23 protein-coding genes are annotated in these 26,430 nt (G+C 67.6%); 17 read left to right on the top strand and 6 right to left on the bottom strand.

Translation table 11 applies throughout. The features are described from left to right. Positions 1-23: 23 nt before the first annotated feature. The 11 genes from ggt (at position 24) to Q8S38_RS05345 (ending at position 11,867) form a co-directional block, all read left to right on the top strand. Positions 24-1,700, top strand: coding sequence for a gamma-glutamyltransferase (gene ggt / locus Q8S38_RS05395; protein ID WP_305679407.1), 1,677 nt, complete (start codon positions 24-26; stop codon positions 1,698-1,700). Positions 1,701-1,715: 15 nt separating this feature from the next. Beyond that, on the top strand, positions 1,716-2,681 hold the full coding sequence (locus tag Q8S38_RS05390; RefSeq protein ID WP_305679406.1) for a 2-hydroxyacid dehydrogenase: 966 nt from the start codon (positions 1,716-1,718) through the stop codon (positions 2,679-2,681). 121 nt (positions 2,682-2,802) lie between these two features. After that, positions 2,803-4,470, top strand: a complete 1,668-nt coding sequence (ccoN, locus tag Q8S38_RS05385; RefSeq protein ID WP_305679405.1) for a cytochrome-c oxidase, cbb3-type subunit I — start codon at positions 2,803-2,805, stop codon at positions 4,468-4,470. Positions 4,471-4,482: 12 nt separating this feature from the next. Then, on the top strand, positions 4,483-5,247 hold the full coding sequence (gene ccoO, locus Q8S38_RS05380) for a cytochrome-c oxidase, cbb3-type subunit II (RefSeq protein ID WP_305679404.1): 765 nt from the start codon (positions 4,483-4,485) through the stop codon (positions 5,245-5,247). A gap of 11 nt (positions 5,248-5,258) precedes the next feature. After that, positions 5,259-5,414, top strand: coding sequence for a cbb3-type cytochrome c oxidase subunit 3 (locus tag Q8S38_RS05375; protein WP_305679403.1), 156 nt, complete (start codon positions 5,259-5,261; stop codon positions 5,412-5,414). A gap of 2 nt (positions 5,415-5,416) precedes the next feature. Next, on the top strand, positions 5,417-6,301 hold the full coding sequence (gene ccoP, locus Q8S38_RS05370; protein WP_305679402.1) for a cytochrome-c oxidase, cbb3-type subunit III: 885 nt from the start codon (positions 5,417-5,419) through the stop codon (positions 6,299-6,301). Position 6,302: 1 nt separating this feature from the next. Next, a complete protein-coding gene (ccoG, locus tag Q8S38_RS05365; protein WP_305679401.1) occupies positions 6,303-7,745 on the top strand; it encodes a cytochrome c oxidase accessory protein CcoG in 1,443 nt (480 codons plus the stop codon). 36 nt (positions 7,746-7,781) lie between these two features. Further along, positions 7,782-8,306, top strand: coding sequence for a FixH family protein (locus Q8S38_RS05360; RefSeq protein WP_305679400.1), 525 nt, complete (start codon positions 7,782-7,784; stop codon positions 8,304-8,306). Positions 8,307-8,312: 6 nt separating this feature from the next. Next, a complete protein-coding gene (locus Q8S38_RS05355; protein WP_305679399.1) occupies positions 8,313-10,520 on the top strand; it encodes a heavy metal translocating P-type ATPase in 2,208 nt (735 codons plus the stop codon). Then, a complete protein-coding gene (gene ccoS, locus Q8S38_RS05350; protein WP_305679398.1) occupies positions 10,517-10,741 on the top strand; it encodes a cbb3-type cytochrome oxidase assembly protein CcoS in 225 nt (74 codons plus the stop codon). The genes Q8S38_RS05355 and ccoS overlap by 4 nt, the downstream gene beginning before the upstream one ends. Positions 10,742-10,838: 97 nt before the next feature. Beyond that, the gene (locus tag Q8S38_RS05345) at positions 10,839-11,867 is read left to right on the top strand and encodes an NAD-dependent epimerase (RefSeq protein WP_305679397.1); all 1,029 of its coding nucleotides are present in this window, start codon (positions 10,839-10,841) and stop codon (positions 11,865-11,867) included. Here Q8S38_RS05345 and Q8S38_RS05340 read toward each other — a convergent pair whose 3' ends face one another. The 4 genes from Q8S38_RS05340 to Q8S38_RS05325 form a co-directional block, all read right to left on the bottom strand. Next, a complete protein-coding gene (locus Q8S38_RS05340) occupies positions 11,868-13,442 on the bottom strand; it encodes a methyl-accepting chemotaxis protein (protein ID WP_305679522.1) in 1,575 nt (524 codons plus the stop codon). Between the two features lie 123 nt (positions 13,443-13,565). Continuing rightward, a complete protein-coding gene (locus Q8S38_RS05335) occupies positions 13,566-14,657 on the bottom strand; it encodes an SMP-30/gluconolactonase/LRE family protein (protein WP_305679396.1) in 1,092 nt (363 codons plus the stop codon). 135 nt (positions 14,658-14,792) lie between these two features. Then, complete coding sequence (locus Q8S38_RS05330; protein WP_305679395.1) at positions 14,793-15,512, bottom strand: ribonuclease activity regulator RraA; 720 nt, start codon at positions 15,510-15,512, stop codon at positions 14,793-14,795. Positions 15,513-15,650: 138 nt separating this feature from the next. Further along, entirely contained in the window at positions 15,651-16,622 is a 972-nt protein-coding gene (locus tag Q8S38_RS05325) for a Bug family tripartite tricarboxylate transporter substrate binding protein (RefSeq protein WP_305679394.1), read from the bottom strand. 221 nt (positions 16,623-16,843) lie between these two features. Here Q8S38_RS05325 and Q8S38_RS05320 point away from each other — a divergent pair, with 221 nt between their 5' ends. From Q8S38_RS05320 to Q8S38_RS05305, 4 genes are all read left to right on the top strand, one after another. Next, entirely contained in the window at positions 16,844-17,548 is a 705-nt protein-coding gene (locus Q8S38_RS05320; RefSeq protein WP_305679393.1) for a GntR family transcriptional regulator, read from the top strand. Next, on the top strand, positions 17,538-18,455 hold the full coding sequence (locus Q8S38_RS05315) for a dihydrodipicolinate synthase family protein (RefSeq protein WP_305679392.1): 918 nt from the start codon (positions 17,538-17,540) through the stop codon (positions 18,453-18,455). The genes Q8S38_RS05320 and Q8S38_RS05315 overlap by 11 nt, the downstream gene beginning before the upstream one ends. Before the next feature lie 174 nt (positions 18,456-18,629). Next, a complete protein-coding gene (araD, locus tag Q8S38_RS05310) occupies positions 18,630-20,378 on the top strand; it encodes an L-arabinonate dehydratase (protein ID WP_305679391.1) in 1,749 nt (582 codons plus the stop codon). Between the two features lie 162 nt (positions 20,379-20,540). Next, positions 20,541-21,287, top strand: coding sequence for an FkbM family methyltransferase (locus Q8S38_RS05305; protein ID WP_305679390.1), 747 nt, complete (start codon positions 20,541-20,543; stop codon positions 21,285-21,287). Between the two features lie 11 nt (positions 21,288-21,298). Here the strand turns inward: Q8S38_RS05305 and Q8S38_RS05300 are convergent, their stop codons facing one another. Further along, entirely contained in the window at positions 21,299-22,693 is a 1,395-nt protein-coding gene (locus tag Q8S38_RS05300) for a DUF2793 domain-containing protein (protein ID WP_305679389.1), read from the bottom strand. Between the two features lie 114 nt (positions 22,694-22,807). Further along, the gene (locus Q8S38_RS05295) at positions 22,808-23,548 is read right to left on the bottom strand and encodes an aspartate/glutamate racemase family protein (protein WP_305679521.1); all 741 of its coding nucleotides are present in this window, start codon (positions 23,546-23,548) and stop codon (positions 22,808-22,810) included. Between the two features lie 192 nt (positions 23,549-23,740). On the opposite strand from Q8S38_RS05295, the gene Q8S38_RS05290 reads away from it, so the two are divergent. Continuing rightward, on the top strand, positions 23,741-24,463 hold the full coding sequence (locus Q8S38_RS05290) for a Crp/Fnr family transcriptional regulator (protein ID WP_305679388.1): 723 nt from the start codon (positions 23,741-23,743) through the stop codon (positions 24,461-24,463). Positions 24,464-24,733: 270 nt separating this feature from the next. After that, on the top strand, positions 24,734-26,188 hold the full coding sequence (locus Q8S38_RS05285; RefSeq protein ID WP_305679387.1) for an undecaprenyl-phosphate glucose phosphotransferase: 1,455 nt from the start codon (positions 24,734-24,736) through the stop codon (positions 26,186-26,188). The last annotated feature ends 242 nt before the right edge of the window (positions 26,189-26,430 follow it).

The following is a 26,430-nucleotide window of genomic DNA, read 5'->3' as shown; positions in this document are numbered from 1 at the left end:
CCCGATCCGGAACCACGAACGCCATGACCGCCACCGCCCGCGCCCCCCGCGTCACTTCCTTCACCTGCGACAAGAAGCCGGCGACCGGCTCGCGCGGCATGGTCGTCACCAACCATCCCCTCGCCTCGGCGGCAGGCTCCCAGATGCTGCTGGCCGGCGGCAACGCGGTCGATGCGGCGGTGGCCGCACTCTTCGCGCTGACCGTGGTTGAGCCGATGATGGTCGGCATCCTCGGCGGCGGGCTCGCCCATATCCGCATGGCCGATGGCCGCCATGTCGTGCTGGACGGGCTCTCGACCGCGCCGCGGCGGGCAACGCCCGACATGTATGACTGCCTCTCCGACGAGATCGGCAAGCAGCGCGACGTGCGCGACCGCGAGAACGTCGTCGGCCCCAAGGCCGTCGCGGTGCCCGGTGCGCTGGCGGGCTGGTGCGAGGCGCTCGCCCGCTTCGGCACGCTGCCCCTGGCGGACGTCCTGCAGCCGGCCATCGCGCTCGCTGGCCGCGGCTTCACGGTCACGCCCTATCTCTCCAACTGCATCGCCGACAATGTCGCCGATCTCGCGCGCGATCCGGGCCTCGCGGCGCTGTTCCTGCGCGATGGCGCGGCCCTGCCTGCCGGCACGAGGCTGGTTCAGAGCGACTACGCCAAAAGCCTGAGCTTGATCGCCGAGACCGGCCCCGCCGCGCTCTATGGCGGCCCGCTCGGCAAGGCGCTGACCGTTTTCATGGAGGCCCATGGCGGTTTGATCGGCCAGGACGATCTCGCCGCCTACCGGGTCGAGACGCGCGAACCCATTCGCGGGAGCTATCGCGGCCACGAGATCCTGGGGCCGCCGCCGCCGGCCTCGTCCGGCGTCCACATCGCGCAGATGCTGAACATCCTCGAGGGCTACGACATCGGCGCGCTCGGATTCGGCTCGCCCGACGCCATCCACCTCCTGGCCGAGGCGCTCAAGATCGCCTTCGCCGACCGGGCCGTGGCGACCGCCGACCCGGCCTTCGTCAAGGTCCCGGTCGACCGGTTGATCGACAAGGCCTATGCCGATGAACGCCGCGCGCTCATCGTGATGGATGAGGCCAAGGCTTGGTCTGCGGGCCTGGCGCCGGGCGAATCAAACGACACCACCCATGTCACGGTCGCCGATGCAGACGGCAACGTCGTCACCGCGACGCAGACCATCAACGGCCTGTTCGGCGCCTCCACCCAGATCCCCGGCACGGGGATGCTGACCAACAACTACATGTTCAATTTCGACCCGCACCCCGGCCGCGCACTCTCGATTGCTCCGGGCAAGCGCGTCTTCACCTCGATGTCGCCGATGATCGTGCTGAAGGAGGGCAAGCTCGCCTTCGCGCTCGGCCTGCCCGGCGCGCTGCGCATCTTCCCCTCCGCCTTGCAGGCGATCGTCAACCTGATCGACCACGGCATGAGCCTGCAGGAGGCGGTCGAGGCGCCGCGCATCTGGACGGAAGGCGGCGTGCTCGAACTCGAGGAGGCCTTTCCCGAGACCGTCGCCGAAGCGCTGCGCGCGCGCGGCCACCGCATCGTCCGGATGCCGCGCATTGCCGGCGGCATGAACGCGATTCGCTTCAACGACGACGGCACGCTGACCGGCGCCGCCTGCTGGCGCGCCGACGGCACGCCTGTCGCGATTTCGGGCGGCCTCGCCCGCGCCGGCGCCCGCTTCACGATCTGACAACGGAACCAGACGATGACCGAGACCATCTGCCTCCTCGACATGACCACGCCGGCGCGCGCCGAGAAGCTGCGCGCGCTGCTGCCGCCGGGCTTTGTGCTGACCCATGGCACCGCCCGCGGCGACGCGCACATGAAGGAGATCATCGCCGAGGCGGATTATGCCATCTCCGGCCAGGTCGCCGTCTCGGGCGACGTCCTGCGCGCCGGCAAGAGGCTGAAGCTGCTGCACAAATGGGGCGTCGGTTACGACAACATCGACATCGCCACCGCCAGGGAACTCGGCATCAAGGTCGCCCGGACCACGGGCAGCAACGCGCTCCCCGTCGCCGAATTCGCGCTTGGGCTGATGCTCTCGGCCCTGCGCTATATCGGCTACGGCCATGCCGAGCTGAAGAAGGGGCATTGGAGCACCGGGAGCCTGCCGGGCGAGACCTTCATGCTCTCGGGCAAGACGGTCGGCATCGTCGGCTTCGGCGCGATCGGCCAGAACGTCGCAAAACTACTCAAGGGCTTCGGCTGCACGACCCTCTACACCAAGCGCCAGCCCCTCGACGCAGCCGAAGAGGCAGCTCTGGGCGTGCGCTATGCCACGATGTCAGAGATACTGGCGCAGGCGGACATCGTCTCGCTGCATTGCCCGCTGACGCCGGAGACGACCGACCTGATCGACCGGGCGGCGCTGGCCGCGATGAAGCAGACCGCGATCCTGATCAATGTCGCGCGCGGCGGCGTCGTCAACGAGGCCGATCTCGTCGTCGCCCTGCGCAACCGCGTGATCGCGGGGGCCGCGATGGATGTCTACGCCATCGAGCCGCTGCCGGCCGACAGCGACCTGCTGACGCTCGACAACCTCGTCGTCACGCCCCATCTCGCTGCGATGGCCGCCGACAATTTCGCCCCGACCGTGTCGCGGATGTTCGCCAACATCGCCCATGTCTCGCGCGGCGAGCCGGTGCCGGCCAAGGACCTCGTCGTCTGAGGCTGCGACACCCCGTCCCGCGACCCGCTTGACCTGAATCAAGGCCCGCGGGCGCCGCCCCCTCTAAGGCTCGGCTCAGATAGCGTGCGCGACAGCGCCGCAAGGTGAGCAGGGGCTGGGCATGGCGACGACGGGCAATCCGATCAGACAGGCGACGACGGGCGAAATTGCGGGCATGGCGCTCGCGGCGGTGGCCTTCCTGGGGCTGCTGCTGATCGCGGCCAAGACCGAACACGGCGCCTATGCCTTCCATGCCATCGTCGGCATGGCGGCGGCGCTCGGCACCGTCTTCCTGATCGCCAACCGCTGCTTCAAGCCGGACACCGGGCCGGCACCGCAGGAAATCGACGGCCGGCCCAACTACAACATGGACCCGGTGAAGTTCGGCACCATCGCGGCGCTGTTCTGGGGCATCGCCGGTTTCACCGTCGGGCTGATCATCGCGCTGCAGCTCGCCTTCCCGGTTCTGAACTTCGATCTGCCCTGGATCAATTTCGGCCGCCTGCGCCCGCTGCACACCTCGGCGGTGATCTTCGCCTTCGGCGGCAACGTGCTGATCGCGACCTCGTTTTATGTGGTCCAGCGGACCTCGCGCGCCCGCCTCGCCGGCAACCTCTCGCCCTGGTTCGTGGTGCTCGGCTACAACCTCTTCATCGTCATCGCCGGCACCGGCTACCTGCTCGGCATCACGCAGGGCAAGGAATACGCCGAGCCGGAATGGTATGCCGATCTCTGGCTGACCATCGTCTGGGTGACCTATCTCCTCGTCTTCATGCTGACGCTGGCGAAGCGCAAGGAACCCCACATCTATGTGGCGAACTGGTTCTACCTCGCCTTCATCGTGACGATCGCGGTCCTGCATCTCGGCAACAACCTCGCCCTGCCGGTCTCGATCTTCTCGCCCAAGTCCTACATCGTCTGGTCGGGCGTGCAGGACGCGATGTTCCAGTGGTGGTACGGCCATAACGCGGTCGGCTTCTTCCTCACCGCCGGCTTCCTCGCGATCATGTATTACTTCGTGCCCAAGCGCGCGAACCGGCCAGTCTACAGCTACCGGCTCTCGATCATCCACTTCTGGGCGCTGATCTTCATCTATATCTGGGCCGGTCCCCACCACCTGCACTACACCGCCCTGCCCGATTGGGCGCAGACGCTGGGCATGACCTTCTCGATCATGCTGTGGATGCCCTCCTGGGGCGGCATGATCAACGGAATCATGACCCTCTCGGGCGCCTGGGACAAGCTGCGCACCGACCCCGTGCTGCGCCTGATGGTCGTCTCGCTCGCCTTCTACGGCATGTCGACCTTCGAGGGCCCGCTGATGTCGATCAAGGCCGTCAACTCGCTGTCGCACTACACCGACTGGACCATCGGCCACGTTCATTCCGGCGCGCTCGGCTGGGTCGCCTACATTTCCTTCGGCGCGATCTACTGCCTCGTGCCCTGGCTCTGGAACCGCAAGGAGCTGTATTCGCTCAAGCTGGTGAACTGGCACTTCTGGGTCTCGACGCTCGGCATCGTGCTCTACATTTCCGCGATGTGGGTCTCGGGCATTCTCCAGGGCCTGATGTGGCGGGCCTACACCTCGCTCGGCTTCCTCGAATACTCGTTCATCGAGACGGTCGCCGCGATGCACCCCTTCTACGTCATCCGTGCGCTCGGTGGCGCGCTCTTCCTGGCCGGTGCGCTGATCATGGTCTTCAACGTCTGGATGACCATCCGCAGCGGCGAGCCCGAGAGCGCCCAGGACCACGCCCCCCTGCAGCCCCGCCTCGTGCCGGCCGAGTAAGGATTGCTTTTCATGACGAGCATCGAAAACAAGGCCCCGCGCAAGTCGCTCTGGGCGAAGCACAAGATCTTCGAGACCAACTCGATCATTCTGGTCATCGGCGTGCTGCTGGTGATCTCGGTCGGCGGGCTGGTCGAGATCGCCCCGCTCTTCTACCTGAAGAACACGATCGAGAAGGTCCAGGGCATGCGCCCCTACACGCCGCTCGAACTCGCCGGCCGCGGCATCTATGTCCGCGAGGGCTGCTACAACTGCCACAGCCAGATGATCCGGCCGCTGCGCGACGAGATCGAGCGCTACGGCCACTACTCGCTCGCCGCCGAGAGCATGTACGACAAGCCCTTCCAGTGGGGCTCCAAGCGCACCGGGCCCGACCTCGCCCGCGTCGGCGGCAAGTATTCGGATGAGTGGCAGCGCGCCCATCTCGCCGATCCGCGCGCGCTGGTGCCGCAGTCGATCATGCCGGGCTACCCCTTCCTGGCCAAGACCGATCTGAGCTTCAACGAGATCGCCGACGAGCTGCGCGCCAACCGCGGCGGCGGGGTGCCCTACACCGACGAGATGATCGCCCAGGCGGCAACCGACCTGCGCGCCCAGGCGACGCCGGAGCACCCCAAGGCCGGCGAACTCGAGGGACGCTACCCCAAGGTCCAGGCCCGCGACTTCGACGGCGACCCGGCCCGCATCACCGAAGCCGACGCGCTCATCGCCTATCTCCAGGTGCTGGGCACGCTCGTCGACTTCAAGCTCTACGACAACAAAGCCAACATCCGCTGAGCGAGGTCATCATGGACACAACCTATCAGTGGCTGGCGCGCTTCGCGCAGTCGGCAGGCCTGCTCTACTTCGTCGGCATCTTTCTCGCCGTCTGCCTTTACGCCTTCTGGCCATCGAACAAGGCCCGGTTCGAAGAGGCCGCCCGCACCCCGCTGCAGGACGATTGAACATGGCTGAGAATCACGACAAGCACGAGGTCGACGCCCATACCGGCGTGTCCACGACCGGCCATGAGTGGGACGGCATCCGCGAACTCAACACGCCGCTGCCGCGCTGGTGGCTCGGCATCTTCTACGCCACGATCGTCTGGTCGGTGGGCTACTGGATCGTCTACCCGGCCTGGCCGCTGATCAACGGCGCGACGCAAGGCGTCATCGGCTATGCCTCGCGCATCGAGATCGCCAAGGATCTCGCCTTGCTGCAGAAGCACCGCGCCACCCAGTCGAGCGGCCTCGCGGAAGCCTCGCTCGAGCAGATCAAGGCCGATCCCTCGCTGTTCCGGATCGCCATGGCGCAGGGCAAGGCCGCCTTCGGCGACAATTGCGCCGCCTGCCACGGCGTCGGCGGCGCCGGCTCCAAGGGCTATCCCAACCTCAACGACGACGACTGGCTCTGGGGCGGCACGCTCGACCAGATTCACCTGACGCTCCAGCACGGCATCCGCGTCGCCGGCAACAACGACACGCGCATCAGCCAGATGCCGGCCTTCGGCAAGGACGGGCTGCTCAAGCCGGCCGAAATCCGCGCCGTGGCCAACCATGTCCGCGAACTGGCCGGTCTGCCGACGGAAGCGGGCGCGGACCTCGCCAAGGGCCGCGAGCTCTTCGCGACCAACTGCGCCGCCTGCCATGGCGACGCGGGCAAGGGCAATCTCGATCTCGGCGCGCCCAACCTCTCCGACGCCATCTCGCTCTACGGCATGGATCTGGCCTCGCTGACCGAGACCATCACCAACAGCCGCGCCGGCGTGATGCCGGCCTGGGGCCCGCGCCTCGATCCGACAACCGTGAAGGCGCTGACGATCTATGTCCATTCGCTCGGAGGGGGCCAGTAACATGGCCTCCCAGGAGACGGAGCTCGGCGACCTGCCGCTGTTTGCGGCGACGAAGAAGGTCTATCCGCAAAGCGTGTCCGGTCCCTACCGGCGCGCCAAGTGGCTGATCCTCGGGCTCTGCCTCGGCGTCTACTACCTGCTGCCCTTCCTGCGCTGGGACCGCGGCCCCAACCTGCCCAACCAGGCGGTCCTGCTCGATCTCGCCAATGCCCGTTTCTACTTCTTCTTCATCGAGATCTGGCCGCAGGAGGTGTATTACTTCACCGGCCTGCTGATCATGGCAGCCTTCGTGCTGTTCATGATGAACGCCGTCGCGGGGCGGGTCTGGTGCGGCTATCTCTGCCCCCAGACGGTCTGGACCGATCTGTTCCTGGTGGTCGAACGCTATTTCGAAGGCGACCGGCGCGAGCGCATCAAGCTCGACGAAGGCCCCTGGACGGCCAGCAAGGTCTGGCGCAAGAGCGCCAAGCACTTCGTCTGGCTGATGATCGCCTGGTGGACCGGCGGCGCCTGGGTGCTCTACTTCGCCGACGCACCGACGCTGGTGCGCGACCTGGCGACACTGCAGGCCCCCTTCACGGCTTACGCCTTCATCGCGATCCTGACCTTCACCACCTATTCCCTCGCCGGCATCATGCGCGAGCAGGTCTGCAACTATATGTGCCCCTGGCCGCGCATCCAGGCCGCGCTCACCGACGACGACGCCCTGAACGTCACCTATCGCTACGACCGCGGCGATCCGCGCGTCTCGGTGAAGCAGGCCGAGCGCCTGCGCGCCCAGGGCGAACCCGCGGGCGACTGTGTCGATTGCCGCCAATGCGTCGCCGTCTGCCCGACCGGCATCGACATCCGCGACGGCGCGCAGCTCGACTGCATCCAGTGCGGGCTGTGCATCGACGCCTGCGACAACGTCATGGAGAAGGTCGGCCGCCCCAAGGGGCTGATCGCCTACGACACGGACGACAACGTCAAGCGGCGTATCGCCGGCGAGAAGCCGATCTACAATCCGCTGCGCCTGCGCACGATGATCTACGCCGCGCTGATCCTCGTGGTCGGCGGCGCCATGGTCTACCAGCTGGCGACGCGCCGTACCGTCGAGATGTCGGTCCTGCATGACCGCGCGCCGCTGTTCGTCACGCTGAGCGACGGCTCGATCCGCAACGCCTACACCATCCGCATCCTGAACAAGCGCCCCGACGAGCGCCCGATCGCGCTGACCGTTCATGGCATCCCGGGCCTGCGCCTCGAGGCCGTCGGCGTGCCCGCGACCGCGGATCTGCGGCCGATCGTGTCCGTCCCGCCCGACAGCTCCCATGAGGTCCGGGTTCTGGTGACGCGGCCGGCGGGCAGCCAAGCCGAGAAAACCCAGACGATCACCTTCACCGCCGCCGACCTCTTCGCCGGCGAGACCGTGACCGCGACGGACCATTTCATCGCACCCTGAGGGGGCAAACCCATGTCCTGCTGTGGAGCCTTCATCATGCCCATCGATCTGACAGCGCCCGTGCAACCGCGCCGCAACCAGCCTTTCCGCCTGACCGGGCGCATGGTGCTCGCCGGCATGATCGGCTTCTTCCTGGTCGTCGCCGGCGTCAACGCGGTGATGATGACTATCGCGATCACCACCATGCCCGGCGTCGACGTGAAGAGCGCCTATGAGACGAGCCAGCGCTTCAACGGCGAGATCGCCCGCATGCAGGCGCAGGAGCAGCGCGGCTGGCAGGCCGGCGCGCAGTTTCGCCGGTCCGGGGCCGATGCCGTGGTGACGCTGTCGCTGCGCGACAGCGCCGGCGCGCCGGTCACCGGCCTTCTCGTGGAGGCCCGGCTCGAACATCCCGCCGCCCGTCGCGAGGACCATGCGGCGTCGCTGAGCGAAGGCGCCGCAGGCGACTATACCGCCACCATCCCGGCGGTTCACGGCGGCCGCTGGACGCTGGCCGTGCAGGCCGTTCAGGGCACCGAAACGGTCTTCGTCTCGCGCAGCCGCGTCGTACTGAAGGACTGAACCGGTATGGCCACGCAGCAGGATCTCTCGGTCTTCGTCCGCCATGGTGAAGGTGGCGTCGCGGGCATGGAGCTGGCGGTCGAGGGCATTCGCTGCGCCGGCTGCATGCATGCGATCGAGAGCGGGCTCGGCCGGGACGCCGCAATCCTCAAGGCGCGCGTCAACCTCGCTTTGAAGCGGGTGACCGTGGAGTGGACCGAGGGTGCGTTGCGGCCCGAGGGCGTGATCGAGAAGCTCGCCGCACTGGGCTTCAAGGCCTATCCCTTCCTGCCGTCGGCCGAGCGCGACAGCGTCACGCTGGAGGAGAGGCGGCTGCTGCGCTACCTCGCCGTCGCGGGCTTCGCCGCCATGAACATCATGCTGCTCTCGGTCTCGGTTTGGTCGGGCGCCAATGGCGACATCAGCCCGGTCACGCGCGACTTCTTCCACTGGCTCTCGGCCCTGATCGCGCTGCCCACGGCGGCCTATGCCGGGCGCCCCTTCTTCGAGAGCGCGCTGCGGGCCCTGCGCGCGGGCGCGGTCAACATGGATGTGCCGATCACGCTCGGCATCGTGCTGGCGCTCGGCATGTCCGTCGTCGAGACGGCCAACCACTCCGAGCACGCCTATTTCGACGGCGCGATCATGCTGATCTTCTTCCTGCTGATCGGCCGCTATCTCGACCAGATGATGCGCCGGCGCACCCGCGACCTCGCCGGCAACCTCGCCGCGCTCAAGGCCGAGTCGGCGACACGGCTGATGCCCGACGGGACGATGACGACGCTGCCGATCGCAGCGATCGCACCGGGCGACCTCGTGCTCGTCCAGCCGGGCGAGCGCGTCTGCGTCGACGGCATCGTCGAGAGCGGGCATTCCGAGATCGACCGCAGCCTCGTCACCGGCGAAACCGACCCGGCCCCGATCGTGCCCGGCGTGCAGGTCTATGCCGGCACGATGAACCTGACGGGCGCGCTGAGCGTGCGCGTCCAGGCGGCCGGCACCGGCACCCTGCTCGACGAGATCGACAAGCTGATGGCCCAGGCCGTCGAGAGCCGCTCGCGCTATGTCCGCCTCTCGGACCGTGCCGCGCGGCTCTATGCCCCGCTCGTCCACGCCACCGCGCTGGCCACCCTCGTGGGCTGGATCGTCTTCGGCCTGGCGTGGCAGCAGGCCCTGATCATCGCGATCACCGTCCTGATCATCACCTGCCCCTGCGCGCTCGGACTGGCCATTCCCGCCGTGCAGGTCGTCGCGGCTTCGGCCCTGTTCCGGCGCCAGATCATGCTCAAGGAGGGCGATGCGCTCGAGCGGCTGGCCGAGGCCGACATGGTCGTCTTCGACAAGACCGGCACCCTGACCCTGCCCGAGCCCGACCTGCTCAACGCCGAGACGATTGACCCCGAGACCCTGCGCGCGGCCGCGGCGCTGGCCACTGCCAGCCGCCACCCCCTCGCCCAGGCGATCAGCCGCGCCGCCGGCAGCCCTGCGCCCTGCCGCGAGACGCAGGAGCATCGCGGCCTCGGTCTCTCGGCGATCGTCGATGGGACCGAGATGCGGCTGGGCAGCGCCGAATTCTGCGAGGCGCAGGCGCTGACCGAGCAGGTCGGCGGCAGCTTCCCCACCGCCTCGCTGATCGCCTGGCGGCATGGCGAGGCTTGCGCGGTCTTCGCGGTCGGCCAGCGGCTGCGGCCGGACGCCCAGTCCAGCATCGGTGCGCTGCGGCGGCTCGGCCTCGAAGTGATGATCCTCTCCGGAGACCGCGAGACCGCGGTGGCAGCCGTGGCCCGGGACCTTGGCATCGCGACCTGGCAGTCGGGCCTGCGTCCCGACCAGAAGCTGCATGTGCTTGACGATCTCGCCAAGCGCGGTCGCAAGGTCCTAATGGTCGGCGACGGGCTCAACGACGCGCCGGCTCTCGCCAAGGCCCATGTCTCGATCTCGCCGATCAGCGCGACCCATCTCGCCCAGGCCGCGGCCGACATCGTCTTCCTGGGCGACAGCCTGAGCCCCGTCGCGTCCGCCATCACCATCGCCCGCAAGGCGCGGGCTCTGATGGTCGAGAACCTCTGGTTCGCGGTGCTCTACAACGCGGTCGCGGTTCCCATCGCGGTGGCCGGGCTGGCGACGCCGCTCGTCGCCGCCGCCGCCATGTCGGGGTCGTCGCTGGTCGTGACGCTCAACGCCCTGCGGGCCGCCCGGCGCCCGACATCCGCTCTGCACAAGGCCGCGTCATGAACATTCTCGTCATCCTGTTCCCGCTCGCGCTGGGCCTGGGCCTGGCCGGGCTCGGCGCGTTCTTCTGGTGCATGCGCAACGGCCAGTATGCCGATCTCGAAGGGGCCGGCTGGCGTGTGCTGCAGGATGACGATCTGGCGCCCGACGCCCGCCTTCCCGACGGACGCGCCGACGAAGCGGCTCCACCGGTTCGAACCGCCGACCGCTCCAGCCAGGCTTGATTGACACGGGCCCCGATCTGCAAGATGGAATCAGCTCTGGGAAGCGGGTGTCGCGCGCGCTTCCGCGCTGTCCCCCCGACGGGCGAGAACGGGCCTCATGACCACTGTTTCAGCCGGCCGCGTCCTGCTGACGGGCGCAGCCGGCTTCGTCGGCTTCCACGTCACGCAAGCCTTGCTGGCCCGCGGCGTTCAGGTTCTGGGCATCGACAACCTGACCCCTTACTACGATCCGGCCCTCAAGCAGGCTAGGCTCGACCAGCTGCTGCCGCGCAACGGCTTCAGCTTCTCGGCCACCGATATCGCCGATTACGACGCCTTCCAGGCCGTCTTCGCCGCGTTCCGGCCGGAGGTCGTGATCCATCTCGCGGCCCAGGCCGGGGTGCGATACTCGCTCGACAATCCGCGCGCCTATGCCCATTCCAATCTCGACGGCTTCCTTTCGGTGCTGGAGGCCTGCCGGCACAACCCGGTCGCCCACCTCGTCTACGCCTCGTCGAGCTCGGTCTATGGCGCCAATGCCAAGGTGCCGTTCAGCGAGCATGACGGCGCCGACCACCCGATTTCGCTCTATGCGGCGACCAAGCGCGCCAACGAGCTGATGGCCCACAGCTATGCGCAGCTCTATGGGATACCGGCGACGGGCCTGCGCTTCTTTACCGTCTACGGCCCCTGGGGCCGGCCGGACATGGCCTATTTCAAGTTCACCAAGGCGATCCTCGAAGGCCGGCCGATCGAGGTCTATGCCGAGGCCGAGATGAGCCGCGACTTCACCTATGTCGACGACATCAGCGAGGCGATCGTCCGGCTTGCCGCGCTGCCGCCCGCGCGCGGCGCCGGCGAGACCCCGCATGGTCCCGCCACCTCGGCCGCGCCCTGGCGGATCTACAACATCGGCAACCACACGCCGGTCCGCCTCGACCGCTTCATTGCGGTGATCGAGGCCGCCTGCGGCAAGGCCGCGATCAAGCGGCACCTGCCGATGCAGCCCGGCGACGTCCGCGCGACCTATGCCGACGTCTCCGATCTGATGGCGCGGGTCGATTTCAGGCCCGACACGCCGATCGAAACCGGCATCGCGCGGTTCGTCGCCTGGTATCGCGAGTTCTACGGCGAGCGCGAAGGCTGATCAGCCCCCGACGACCTGACGGGAGAAGCGCGCCACGGATTCGTCCAGTCGCCGGGCCGATCCGTCGACGCCCGCAGCGGCGTCCGAAACCTGCCGGCCATTGTCCATGGTCAGGGCGGCGTCGGCCGCGACGAGATCGATCGCACCGGCAGCGCGCTGCGTCTCGCGGACCGCGCGCGTGAGCAGGTCGACCATGGTCCGGATCGCTTCGGCCTGGTGGTCCACCGCCAGAACGATCCCGCTGGTCGCGCCCACGATCGCATCTGTCGAGACGCTGATATTCATCACCGCCGCGAGGGAACGCTCCGTAGCGGCACGCACCTCCTCGACGCGTTCGGAGATTTCCTGGGTCGCGGCCTCGGTCCGGGCCGCCAACCCTTTGACCTCGGTCGCCACCACCGCGAAGCCACGGCCCGCCAGTCCGGCACGGGCCGCCTCGATCGTCGCATTCAGGGCCAGGAGATTTGTCTGCGCCGCAATCTCGCGGATCAGGTCCGAGACCTCTCCGATATCGTGGACCGCCTGCGTCAGCTGCGAGCGGACGGCGACGGACGCGGCGACGTCTGTGGCCGCCGTCCGCACCAGTTGCGTCGTCCGGTCCGCTTCGGCGCGGATCAGCGAGATGGTGTCGGTGAGCCGGTGCGAGCAGGATTCGACCGAGGCGATGTCGCGGCTGGCTTCGCCCACCTGCATCAGCAGCCCGCCGAGCTTGTCCTGAGAGCGCTGAGAAATGGCGACGAGTTGCTCGGCCGCACCGTTCATGTGATCGACAGACTGGAAGACCGGCTGCAGGATGGCGCCGATCTCCCGTCGGAAGGCTTCAGCCTGCCGCTCGACCGCTTCGCGTCGCGCCTCCTCGACGCGCGCCTGGGCCTTCGCTTCCTGCCCGAGCGCCTGAGCGCTGCTGATGGCGCGGACGCGGTCGATGAAGAGTTGCGCCATGCTGCGCAGAGAGACCAGCATCACCGAGCCGTAGATCGCCTGGAAGGTCAGGTTCTCGAGCATGTGATCACCCGGCGACAACGCAATGTGGATCACGCGCGCGCCGAGGATGATCCCGGCGAAGAGCAGCGCCGCCGACGGCATGCTCGCCATTGTAAAGGTGCCCGCGCAGACGAGCCCGGCGAGCAGCGTCGCGGTCAGCACCTCCATCTCCGGGACGGCGATGGGATTGAAGACCACGGCCATGACGACCCAGGGCAGCGCCATCAGGGCGGAATCGATCAGGATCTTGTCGTTGAACTTGATCGAGGGGGCGTCTTCGCGCGCACGCTCCCTGATGCGGGTGATGCGCAGGATGCCGAGAACGCCGATCGCGACCACCGCAGCGCCCCAGAGCAGCGGAAACCAGAGCCAGCCATGGATCATCGCCGTGATCGCGACCAGGACCGCAGACAGAAGATTGGAGAGCAGAATCGGCGGCAGCACGCGCCCGAACTGTTCGCCTTGCGCCTTCCGCAGAGCCGCCGCATCGCTGTCGTCGAGCCGGGTCATGCCGAACCGGCGGTTGACCCAGGCGTTATAGCGCGCCGGCCATGAGGCTCTCACTGGGAGGGCTGTCGACGCCGGCTTCATCACGTTCACGCTCAACTCCCGCGAGCAGGGGCAAGCGCGAAACCTCGCAGAGAGGTCTCAAGCATACGTTAACGATAACGTTGAGGAAGCCGCACCGCCAAGGGGCGGCGCGGCTTCGTTTCGTCACACAGCGCCATGCGCCTCGACATAGAGAGCGTAGAGCGAGTGGCTGCTTGCCATATACAAGCGATTGCCCTTGGGGCCACCGAAGCAGAGATTGGCGCAACGCTCGGGCAGGCGGATGAAGGCGAGCGGCTTGCCGGCCGGGCTGAACACCATGACGCCGTCGAGGTCTTCCGGCTTGCCGCGCAGGCCGAAGACCTTGCGGCCTCCGGTCTCGGCTGGCTCGCTGTTCAAGGCGCCGTTGCTGCCATAGCCGCACCAGAAATTGCCGTCGCGATCGATCTTGAACCCGTCGAGCGCACCGAAATCGGCGGCATCGACGACCTTGGTCTTGTTGGAGGCCTTGCCCTGCGCGTCGATGTCGAAGCTCCAGATGCTCCGGTTCGGCGTGCCGCGCCATTCGACGACATAGAGCTTCTTCTCGTCGGGCGAGAAGGCGAGCCCGTTGGGATTGAGCAGATCCGTGACCGCGGCGCTCAGCTTCCCATCCGTGCCGATGCGGTAGACATTGGTCGTCGCCTGCTCGGGCTTGGCGCGCGAGCCCTCCCATTCGCCGTTGATGCCGAACAGCGGGTCGGTGAACCAGATCGTGTCATCCGACTTCACGATGACGTCGTTGGGCGCGTTCAGCCGCTTGCCCTCGAAGCGGTCGGCCAGGACGGTAATCTTGCCGCTCTTCTCGGTGCGGGTGACCCGGCGCGTGACGGAGTGTTCGCAGGTGATCAACCGGCCCTGCCGGTCGCGGGTGTTGCCGTTGGCGAAGTTGGCGTTCTCGCGGAAGACGGAGAAGCTGTTCTTCACCTCGTCATACTTCATGATCCGGTTGTTGGGGATGTCGCTGACCAGGACGTAGCGCCCCTCCGGAAAGTAGACGGGTCCCTCGGCCCAGCGCATGCCGCTGGCGACCTGCTCGATCGTGCTCGAATAGATCCGGTATTTGCCGAAGCTCGGATCGAGGATCTCGACCGACGGATCGGGATAGCGCTGGTTCGGCTTGAATGGAAAAGCCTGTCCCAGAGCCGGCCCCGCCAGCGCGGAACCGGCGGCGGCCAGCCCGCCCGCGAGCCATTGACGACGTGACGTTTCAACCATGGTGTCCCCCCGGATTTTTATGGTGATGTGGTCGTGGCGGGACGCGCCGCCTCGGCAGCGTCCCGGTTCAGCCCGTGTCACGGCCGGCTTCGCCGTCTTGCCTAGTGATGTGGCGCCGGTGCGGCGCGGCGGCGGTCAGGACCAGCCGGGCCGCCACGCCGCGAATTCGGCCTTGGTCTGCTCGTTCGCCGGATACAGGCCGAACAGGCCCTGCCCGCCGCGCACGCGCTCGGCGACGAAGTCCTCATAGGCCGTCTGCTCATAGACTTCGGGCGCGATCTCGTTGGCGAGATGGGCGGGGATGACGCAGACGCCCTCGCCGTCGCCGACGATGATGTCGCCGGGATAGACGGCGACGTCGCCGCAGGCGATCGGCGCGTTGATGTCCAGCGCATGGTGGCGGATCAGGTTCGTCGGCGCACTGGGGCGGTTGTGATAGGCGGGGATCGCCATCGCAGCGATCTCGGGCGAGTCCCGGAAGCCGCCATCCGTGACGATGCCGGCGACGCCGCGCTGCATCAGCCGCGACACCAGGATGCCGCCGGCCGAGGCCGCGCGCGGATCCTTGCGCGAGTCGATCACCATGACATGGCCGGGCGGGCAATCCTCGACCGCGCGACGCTGTGGATGCTGTGTCCCCTCGAAGGTGCCGAGATGATCGAGATCCTCCCGCGCCGGGATGTAGCGCAGCGTGAACGCCTCGCCGACCATGCTCTCAGCCTTCTGGCCCAGCGGCCGCACGTCCTGGATGAAGACGTTGCGGAAGCCGCGCTTGAACAGCGCCGTGGTCAGCGTCGCGGTCGAGACGCGCTTCAGCTTCTTGCGGTTGTCGTCGGTGAGGGTGGTCGATGTCATCGCGGCGCTATCCGGTTCTTGTGACGCATTGGATGTGGGACGGGCGTCATTCTCGGGCTTGACCCGAGAATCTCAGGACCAGATCGCTGGTTTACGAGATGGTCGGGTCAAGCCCGACCATGACGTCGGCTGTGTCGATCACTCGATCCGGACATTCGCCTTCTGCGCCACATCCGCCCAGCGCTTTGTCTCTGCGGCGATATGGGCAGTGAACTGCTCCTGGGTCGAACCGACGGGATCGACGCCGAGCTTCTTCATCTGGTCGATGACGGCGGGCTCGCGCATGATCGCCTGAACCTCGCTGGAAAGCTTGGCGACGATCTCCTTGGGCACGCCAGCGGGCGCGAAGAAACCGTGCCAGGACGCTGCCGAATAGCCCGGGATGAACTCGGCCAGCGCCGGCAGGTCCTTGGCGACGGCGAGGCGCTCGGGCGTGGCGGTCGCGAGCGCGCGGATCTTGCCGGCCTCGACATGCGGCCAGGCGATGGTGATGTTGTCAAAGGTGATCTGGATCTGGCCGGAGAGCAGGTCCTGCGTCACCTGCCCGCTCGAACGATAGGGCACATGCACCATGTCGGTGCCGGTCGAGACCTTGAACAGCTCCGCCGCCATATGGGTCGAGGTGCCCGCGCCCGACGAGCCGAACGAGTACTTGTTGGGGTTCTTCTTCAGCAGATCGATCAGCTCCGGCACTGTCTTCACGGGCAGGTCGATGTTGACCATCAGGATGTTGGGAACGCTCGCCACCTGCGAGATCGGGGCGAAGTCCTTGATGTGGTCGAAGGGCATCTTGGCATAAACGCCTGGATTGATCGCATGGGTCGAGACCGTGCCCATCGTCAGCGTGTAGCCGTCGGGCGTCGCCCGTGCGGCGGCCGCGACACCCGTGTTGCCGCCGGCGCCGGGCCGGTTCTCGACGATGAACTTGCCGTTGAGGCGCGCACCCAAGCGGTCGGCCAGAATACGCCCCAGCAGGTCTGTCGTTCCACCCGCCGCGAAGGGGACGATGATCGTCACCACCTTGCTGCCGGGATAGTCGCTTTGCGCCAGCGCGGCCGGAGCGGCCAGCAGGCAAGCGGCGGCCAGCGCCGCCCTGCGTGTCATCGTCATCGGTCTTCCTCCCATGGCTGTCACAGAGCCGGCGAGTCTCGCCAGCGCGGTCCGTTGTCGGATCCTTGCCGACTTCGATAGCACAGGATTCCAGATTTGAAATCTGAAATTTCAGTCTTGTCGCCGCTTGTCCTTTGTGGTGAGTGATGCGGAGATGGAGCCGAGACTTCGCGGGCCGCATGGCGGATTCGCGAGGGCCGACGCCCGCCCCCGGACCGACGATGCCCCAGACCCTGACCATCGAACCCGTCGCACCGCATTTGCTGCGCTCCCTGCGTGAGCATGTGCATGAGCGTCTGCGCCGGGCGATCGTGGCCGGGCGCTTCCGCAATGGCGAGCGCCTGAACGAGCGCCATCTGGCCGAGATGCTCGGGGTCAGCACCACGCCGGTGAAGGACGCCATCCGCAAGCTGGAGAGCGAGGGGCTGGTGCGCACGGAGGCGCGCCGGGGCGTGTTCGTCGAATTCTCCGCCCGCCAGGCGCTGGAGATGGCGCTGGGCCGCGCCGCACTGGAAAGCGTCATGACCCACATCGCCGCCAACCGTCTAAGCGAAGCAGATATCGCCGAGATCGCCCGGCTGATCGAGGAGATGGCCCATGCGACGCAGCACAGCGCGCTGGAGGACCTCGTCACCCTGAACGAGGCCTATCACGGCGCGATCCACCGCATCTCGGGCTGCGGCTATCTCGAGCGCCGGCTCGACGGGCAGCGCATGTACGATCACGCGCAGCGGATCGCCCTGCTCTCGGAGCCCTCCGAGCGCGGCCAGGGCTTCGAGGAACATCGCTCCATCTACGAGGCGCTGCGAGCGCGCGATCCCGCGCTCGCCGAAGAGAGAATGCGCCGCCACATCGTCCGCTCGGCGAAAGCCCATGTGCGACAGGTGTTCGGCGCCGATGCGGAAGGGTTGGACTATGACGAGTGATAAAATTCGTGCTGCCTTGCGCGGCATTTCGGGCGTGCATGTCACCGCCTGGGGCGCCGATGGCGAGGCCGACTGGGCCGTGACGGGCCAGATCGTGGCGCGCATCGCCCAGGCTGGCATCCACAACATCGTCTCCGCCGGCAACACGGGCGAGTTCTACCCGATGACGACGGACGAGGTCGTGCGCAGCCATGCGGTGGCCGCCGAGGCCGCCGCCGGCAAGGCGCTGGTCACGGCCGGCATCGGCCGGTCCTTGCGGGAAGCCGTCTCGACCGGCCGGCTCGCCGCCAAGGCCGGCTGCGACGCGGTGATGGTGCACCACCCGCTCGACCCCTTCGCCGCGCCCCAGTCCCAGGCGGACTACATCCTCGCCATCGCGGAGGCGCTGACGCTGCCGCTGGTCGCCTATATCCGCTCGGATGCGATCGGCGTGAAGGACCTCGTTCGCGTCGCGACCCATCCCAATGTCGCCGGCGTCAAGTTCGCCTCGACCAACATGATGCTGCTGTCGGAATGCGTGCGGGCCACACAAGGGACGCGCGCCAACTGGATCTGCGGCCTCGCCGAGGGCTGGGCCGCGCCCTTCTACGCGCTGGGCGCCCGCGGCTTTACCTCCGGCCTGATCAATGTCGCCCCCGAGCGGTCGCTGGCGGTCTGGCATGCGCTGGAAAAGGGCGACTACGCCGCCGCGCGGGTCGAAGTCGACGCCATCGCCGGTTTCGAGACGCTGCGCACCAAATACGGCAACGGCGCCAATGTCACCGTCGTCAAGGAAGCACTCGGCCTGCTCGGCACGAATGTCGGCCCCGTCCGCCTGCCCGGCCTGCCGGAGCTCAACGCCGAGGAGAAGGCGCAGCTGCGCGCCATCGTCTCCGGCTGGGGCGCCCAGCGCGCGGCTGCGGAGTAGAGCCCCTTGTCATTCCGGGGCATCGCACAGCGATGAACCCGGAACCCACGACCGGGTGAGACCTTCAGCACCCACCGGGACGTCGCACCCGGTCGTGGGTTCCGGGTTCGCAGCTTCGCTGCGCCCCGGAATGACAGACGTAACGCACACAAGAAACCACCCGAGGAAATGCCGATGTCGTCCCATCCCCGCAAGGGTCCTGCCCGCAAGACGCCCGACACGCTGCGCAGCAAGCGCTGGTTCGGCGCCAGCGATCTGCGCTCCTTCGGGCATCGCTCGCGGGCGCTGCAGATGGGGTTCGCCCATGAGGAGTTCATGGGCAAGCCGGTCATCGGCATCATCAACACCTGGTCGGAGATCAACCCCTGCCACACCCATCTGCGCGACCGGGCCGACGCGGTGAAGCGCGCGGTCTGGGCGGCCGGCGGCTTCCCGGTCGAGATCCCCGTGATGTCGGTCTCGGAGCAATACCAGAAGCCCACCACCATGCTCTATCGCAACTTCCTGGCGATGGAGACGGAGGAATCGATCCGCTCCCACCCGCTCGACGGCGCAGTGCTGTTAGGGGGCTGCGACAAGTCCACGCCGGCCCTGATCATGGGCGCCTGCAGCGCCGGCCTGCCCTTCATCTTCGTGCCAGCCGGTCCCATGCTGCGCGGCAACTGGGCCGGCAAGGTGCTGGGTTCTGGCGCCGACGTGTGGAAGTACTGGGCCGAGAAGGAGGCCGGCACCATCACCGACGAGCAGTGGAAGGACATGGAAAGCGGCATCGCCCGTTCCCATGGCACCTGCATGGTGATGGGCACGGCCGCCACCATGATGAGCCATGCCGAGGTGCTGGGCCTGACCTTGCCGGGCGCCTCCGCGATTCCGGCTGCCGACGCCGCCCATCCCCGCATGGCAGCGGCGTCAGGCAAGCGCATCGTCGAGATGGTTTGGGAGGATCTGACGCCCGACCGCATCCTCACCCGCAAGAGCTTCGAGAATGCGCTCACCGTGCATATGGCGGTCGCGGGCTCGACCAACGCCATCATCCACCTGATCGCCATGGCCGGCCGCGCCGGCGTGTCGCTGACGCCCGACGATTTCGACGCCTTCTCGCGCACCGTACCGGTGATCGCCAATCTGCGCCCGTCGGGCGAATTCCTGATGGAGGATTTCTTCTATGCCGGCGGGCTGCCTGCCCTGCTGAAGCAGCTCGAGAGCAAGCTCCACACCGACGCGATGACGGTCACCGGCAAGCCGATTGCGGAAACCATCGCGCTCGCCACCGTCTATGACGACAACATCATCCGCCCGCTCGACAACGCCGTGACGACCGCCAATGGCCTCGCCGTGCTCAAGGGCAACATCGCCCCCGATGGCTGCGTCATCAAGCCCTCCGCCGCCGAGCCCCGCCTGCTGAAGCATTCGGGCCCGGCACTGGTCTTCGAGGACTATGATGCGATGATGAAGGCCGTGAACGACGAGAGCCTCGACGTCACGCCAGACCACATCATGGTCCTGAAGAACTGCGGCCCGGTCGGTGGTCCCGGCATGCCCGAATGGGGCATGATGCCGATCCCGAAGAAGCTCCTGAAGCAGGGCGTGCGCGACATGCTGCGCATCTCGGATGCCCGCATGTCCGGCACCAGCTACGGCGCCTGCGTGCTGCATGTCGCCCCTGAAGCCTACATCCGCGGGCCGCTCGCCGCCGTGCAGACCGGCGACGTCATCAGCGTCGATGTCGAGGCCCGCACCATCTCGGTCGCCCTGACAGACGCCGAGATTGCCACGCGCCTCACCGCCTGGACGCCGCCCGACCGCGACTACCCCCGCGGCTGGGGCAAGATGTCGGCCGCCCATATCCGCCAGGCCGACAAGGGCTGCGACTTCGACTACCTCGAGGGCACGGCGAAGATTCCCGAGCCCGAGATTCACTGAAGCGCGTCATTGCGAGGAGCGCAGCGACGAAGCAATCCAGAACCTGCGGCGCCACGCTTCCTGGATTGCTTCGCTTCGCTCGCAATGACGACGAGGCCCAGACGTTCCATCCGCAACCGCGTTGCCCTAGTCTGTCGTCCCGCCCCCGCGAGACGACACACCGTGCCAGCCCAGACGCCCGCCCCCCGCCTCTCCTGGCAGGACGCCTTCGAAACCCCGACGAACTCGCAGATCGAGCAGGAGCGCTGGGTGCTGGCGATGTGCGGCGGACGGCGCGGCGGGCGCTTCGCCGAGATCGGCGCCTTCGACGGCGTCCTCCACAGCAACACCTGCTTCCTCGAAGCAGATCACGGCTGGAGCGGTATGCTGGTCGAGCCCAACCCGATCCTTTTCGCCAGGCTCACTGCGAGCCGCAAGGCCGCCTGCCTGGAGCGGGCCGTCCATCGCGAGGGCGGCCAGTTCCTGTCCTTCGTCCCCTCGCAGGAAATCGGCACGCTCGCCGAATATGCCGAGTCGGACGGCTATGCCGAGCACAGGCGTCAGGCGATCAGCGAGAACGGGCTGATCACCGTCGAGACTGCGACCTTCGACCAGATGGATGCCGCCGACGGGCAGGCGGGCTCGGGCTTCGACTATGTCTCACTCGACACCGAAGGCTCGGAACTCGACATCCTCAGGACGATCGACCTCGCCCGCCACGCCATCGCGCTCTTCACCATCGAGCACAATTTCGTCGAGCCGCGCCGCGAGACGATGCGCGTTCTGCTGGCGGAGGCCGGCTATCAGCGGCTGAATGTCGGCTTCGACGACTGGTACTGGCACGAGGGCCATCTGCGCGCGCGCAATGGCGGGATGCTGCCGGATATCGCCGCCATCAACGCGCATGTGAAGAGCATCTATCTCGACTGAAGCGGGCCTGATCACAGCTCGGCGTCGAAGGCGATGCTGCCGAACGAGGCCTGCACGCGCCCGGCCGCCGAGGCCGTCGCCGAAGCACGCGCCTCGCGGCGCGACAGCACCGTCAAAGCCGGACTTCCGCCCGCGACATTCACCATGCCCGAAACGGCGAAGCTTGCGCTCGGCGTCGCCCGCATTCTGGCCGGCAGCGTCAGGGTCTGGCCCACCGCGCCGCCCGCGGCCTGATAGGCGTCGAGCGAAAGCGAACTCTCGGGCCGCCAGAAATAGCGGGCGCAGAGCAGCTCTTCGAGCGTCGCTGGCCGCGCGACCCAGGCGCTGGCGCGACGCCCGACCTCCAGCTTGATCCGGCGCAGCGTCACGGCAGGCCCGGCCGGCGCAAGACTGACCGAGAGCGCGCCGGTATCGCCAGCAGCCGGCGTCAGCGTCACGCCGCGCCGGCCCGCTCCCGCAGCAATCGAACCCGAGACGCTGCCGACGGTCACCGAGAGCGCCCCACCCGACAACGCCTCGACCGACAGCGTGAGCGGCAGGCCGGCAAAGGACGAGAGCCCCCACAGCGCCGGCTCGACCGGCTGCACGAGCGCCCCGGCACTGAGGGTGAGGTCGTAGCCCGCAACAGCGAGGGTCGTGCCCGCCGGGCCAGCCTTCCAGCGGTCGAAGCCATAGCCCCCCGCCGCCAGCGCGCCGCCGGCGAAACCGCGCTGATTGATCTGCAGATCGCCATTGAGCAGGAGATTGACGCCGCTCGCCCAGGGCGTCGCCGGCAGCGAGACCTCGCCCGTCGACCGCTCGACGGTGAGCGCCTCGGTCCAGGCCGCACCATCGCCGCTGACCTTGAGATGCAAATCATCGTCGCCGGCGAGGCCGATCTCGGCGCGGCCGGAATAGCCGTCCTGGAACAGCAGGCTCGCCGTCTCGCCGGCCGCCGCCTTGTTGAGCTTGAGCTGGTGCCCGGCGCCGTCATGGTTGAACAGGGTCGCGGGCGCCTGCACCACGAAGCGGGTCGTGACGTCGGCCGTGCCGTTGACCCCCCAGAGGCTGGCGCCGAGGCTGCTGAGCGGGCTGTCGCGCCGCCATTCGCTGCCGGTCCAGAGATGGTGCTCGCTCTCATCAGTGACCCAGGCCTGCCAGCCCGGCCGCGGCGCCAGGAAGGTCCAGCCGCCATCCTCGAACAGCGCAACCTGGTCGGTGCGGCCGGCGAAGGCGCCCGTCGCGCCAGGCGGGATGATGAAGGCCGAGAGCTCGGTCGGCACCGCCGGCGGCGTACCCACAGAGCGGCTGTCGACGGTGAGATGCACCAGCGCGTCGAGCCGGGTCAGCGCATCGTTATGGGTGACGTGCTTCTGCGCCTGTCCGGCGGCGAGCAGGGGCAGGGAAAGCCGCGGCGTTGCGGTCATGTAGCCTCGCGGGGTCGGGCGCCGCCTCGGCGCCGGGGAATGCGAAGCCCAGCATCGCCTCCCGCGCAGGCACCGGGGATAAACCCGCTAGGCTATCCCCGCATCACTGCCCTGTCAGAACACCCGCGGCCTCAGGCCCGCATGGAACCAGGTGATCATCGAATAGATGTCGTGGACCGGCCGCCCGGTCGCCGCCTGCACGGCCGCGGCATAGGGCGGCATGTTCGTGCATTCGAGCACGATCGCGCCCACCTCGGGATGCCGCGCCACCAGATCGAGCGCGGCGGCGACGACATCCTGCCGCGCCAGATCGACATCCATATCGTCCTTCTCGGCCTTGATCAGGACGCGGAAGAACTCGCGGCCGCCTTCCGTGCCCGCGACCGGCGTGTCGAGCGGGACGCCCACCTTTTCCAGATGCGCGGGCGTCAGGCTGCCGGCCGACACCGTGACGACGCCGACCCGCTGGCCGGGCGGCAGCGTCGCCTGCACCCAGGGCACCTGCATCAGCGAGGAGGTCGCGACCGGCACGCCGACGGCCGCCGCGAGCTCGCGCTGGAACAGGGAGAGGAAGCCGCAATTGGTGGTGATCGCCTCCGCTCCCAGCCGCACCAGATCCTGCGCGGCGGCGATGAAGTCCGGCAGCAGCCCGTCGGCACCCCGCAGCACCACCTTGTCGGGGCTGGCGCCACCGACCACCCGGTAGAGCACCGGGAAGGGCCAGGTCCCGCCATTGCCCATGTCGCCGAGAATGCGCGGGAAGCGCGCCTCCAGCATCAGGATGCCAAGCGGCGCGCCATAGATGGCCTTGCCGCCGCGCGCGATGCGCGGCCCCTGCAGCCCGAAACCGGTCATCGTCATGTCTGCCTCCCGCGATCTGCGCATGCGAGACCTAACCCGGCGGCCGAGACGGCGCCAAGGCCGCGCGCTCGCGGCGCGCCATGAACGCCCCGCATGCCGCATCGCAGGTGACCGCGAGCCTCGCAAAGGCTATGGTTTGACTCGGCCTTCTGCACGAACACCGTCCGGAGACCTCAAGGACCGCCCGTGGACCATCCTCCGCCACACGGCTGCAACGGCGTGCGCATCCGGCAGGACTGCCTGTCCTGCGAAACGCGCCTCTTCAGCGTCTGCGCCGCCCTGTCCGATCACGATCTCGCCTTGCTGCAGGATCTGGCGAGCCCGGCGCAATTCGCCCCACGCGATCCGCTGCTCGTTCAGGGCCAGCCGGCCCCGAGCGTCTACAACATCACCAGTGGCACCGTGCGCCTCTACACGCTGCTGCCGGACGGGCGGCGCCAGATCGTCGGCTTCGCGTTGCCGGGCGACTTCATCGGCTTGTCGATGCGCGAAAGCGCCAGCCTGTGTGCCGACGCGATCGATCCGGTCGAAGCCTGCGCCTTTGCCAGGCTCCCCTATTCCGCCCTGGTCGATGCGAAGCCGGCGCTGCTGCGGCGCTTGCACGAACAGGCGAGCCATGAGCTCACCCTGGCGCAGGAGCAGATGATGCTGCTCGGCCGCCGCACGGCGGAGGAGAAGATCGTCTGCTTTCTCCTGAGGATGCAGCAGCGCTGGGCCCGGATCGGCCGGTCGTCCGTGACCGTCCAGCTGCCGATGGGCCGGCAGGACATCGCTGATTTCCTCGGCCTGACGATCGAGACGGTCAGCCGCACGCTGACGCGCCTGTCGCGCGACCGCGTCATCCTGCTCGTCCCCGACGGGGTTCGCCTGCTGAACGGCGACCATCTCGCCTCCGTCGCCGCCGGCTGAGCCGGCGACCCAGCCGGAGCGCTCGCGACGCGCCTGTTCCAGAACGGCGCATTCCCTCATCGCCTCGACCGGACGAGGGCCGGAAACGCGGCCTGAACCGGCTGAATCCTGCCGCTCCCGCGCCGGAACAGCCCGACCTGGCACATGCCACGGCGGTATGGCGCTTGCGACCCTTGCCCCGAACCAGCGCTGACACGGCACGCTTGTGCCACAGCGAAACGTCGGAGCCGCACGGCCCAGGCTGTGCGCGTGCGAAAGCGGTCGAGCCAGATGAGCGTCAACGACATGGGTTTCGCCCCGAGTTCCGTCACGCAAGGGCGCGCCAACGCCTGGCGTCACTGGCTCTGGCTCGTCACTTCGGCAACGGACGCGGCGGTGATCATGCTGATGGTCGGGCTGGTTTCGCTGGCTTATCACCTCACGGTCTATGGCGCGCTACGGGCCGACCAGATCACGCTCGAACTCGCGATCATGCTGGCCTCGATCTTCGTCTTCATCAACGCCGTGCAGGGCCGTTATCAGCTCGCCAACTATCTCTCAGCCAAGGGGCAGGTCGCCTCGGCCTTTTCGGTCTGGAACATCACGATGGTGGCTTTCGTCGCCATCCTCTTCATGGCCAAGATCGCCGACCATTACTCGCGCGGCGTCGTCGTCGCGAGCTACCTCGTCGGCATTCCGGTGATCGTGCTGACACGCTCGGCCCTGGTCGCAAGCATCTCGATCGCCAGCAAGACCGGCCGCATCACCAGCGAGCGCGTCTTTCTGATCGGCCGCGAGCCCGATGTGATGTCCTTCGTCCAGCGTCACCAGCCCTGGAATGTCGGCTACGCGATCGTCGATGTCGCCTTCCTGCGCAGCAACGACGCCCGCCGGATCAACGACCCGGCCGCCGCACTCGCCAGCGATCTGGCGAGTGCGGTGGTGAGCTGCCGGCAGAAGCAGCCCGACTCGGTCTTCATCGCGCTGCCCTGGTCGGACCAGGAGACGATCGACGCCTGCATCGGCGCGTTCATGAACCTGCCTGTCGCGATCCATCTCACGCCGGAAAAGATCATGGATCGCTTCGAGCGGCCGCACATCGTCCACACCGGCAGCCTCACCAGCCTGCGCCTGACACGGCCCCCGCTGAGCGCCGCCGCGGTCGCGCTGAAACGCACCTTCGACATCATCACCGCCGCGCTGATCCTCGTCCTCTCGGCGCCGCTGCTTGTGCTCGTCGCGGTCGCCATCCGCCTCGACTCGCCAGGCCCGGTGCTGTTTCGCCAGCGCCGCTACGGCTTCAACCAGCAGGCGTTCCGGATCTTCAAGTTCCGAACGATGACGACGACCGACGATGGCGATGTCATCGTCCAGGCAACGCGCAACGACCCCCGCGTCACCCGCATCGGGAGGTTGCTGCGGCGCTACAATCTCGACGAACTGCCGCAGCTGCTCAACGTCCTGACAGGGCAGATGTCGCTGGTCGGGCCGCGGCCGCATGCCGTCGCCCATGATCAGGAGTTCGAGCGCAAGATCGCGCTCTACGCGCGGCGCCACAACGTCAAGCCGGGCATCACCGGCTGGGCGCAGGTCCATGGCCTGCGCGGCGAGACCGACACCGACGAGAAAATGGCCAAACGCGTCGCCTTCGACCATTGGTACATCGACAACTGGTCGATCTGGCTGGACATCGCGATCCTCCTCCGCACGGCCCTGAGCAAGAAGGCCTTCATGAATGCCCGTTGAGTGCTGCGGGCTTCAAAACGGATCCCTTACCTAGGGCAGCCGCGACCGAGAGGAAAATATAGACAGACGAGACACAAAATTGGGCAAATCATCGAGCGCAATTGTGTAGGGCGGTGACAAAACCAACCAGTGGAGCGCCGGTGATTGTGCTGGTTCGGGCGGCGTAAAACCCGTCCACTGGATAGGCTGGTCCCTTTTGGGGTTGGCGGGGATGTTCGCTGTGGAGGTCTACGCGGCGGTTC

This window comes from Allobosea sp. (genome assembly GCF_030695125.1).
In the GTDB taxonomy this organism is placed as follows: domain Bacteria; phylum Pseudomonadota; class Alphaproteobacteria; order Rhizobiales; family Beijerinckiaceae; genus Allobosea.
The sequence above is the reverse complement of the archived record's forward strand: the minus strand, read 5'-3'. Positions and strand labels throughout refer to the sequence as shown.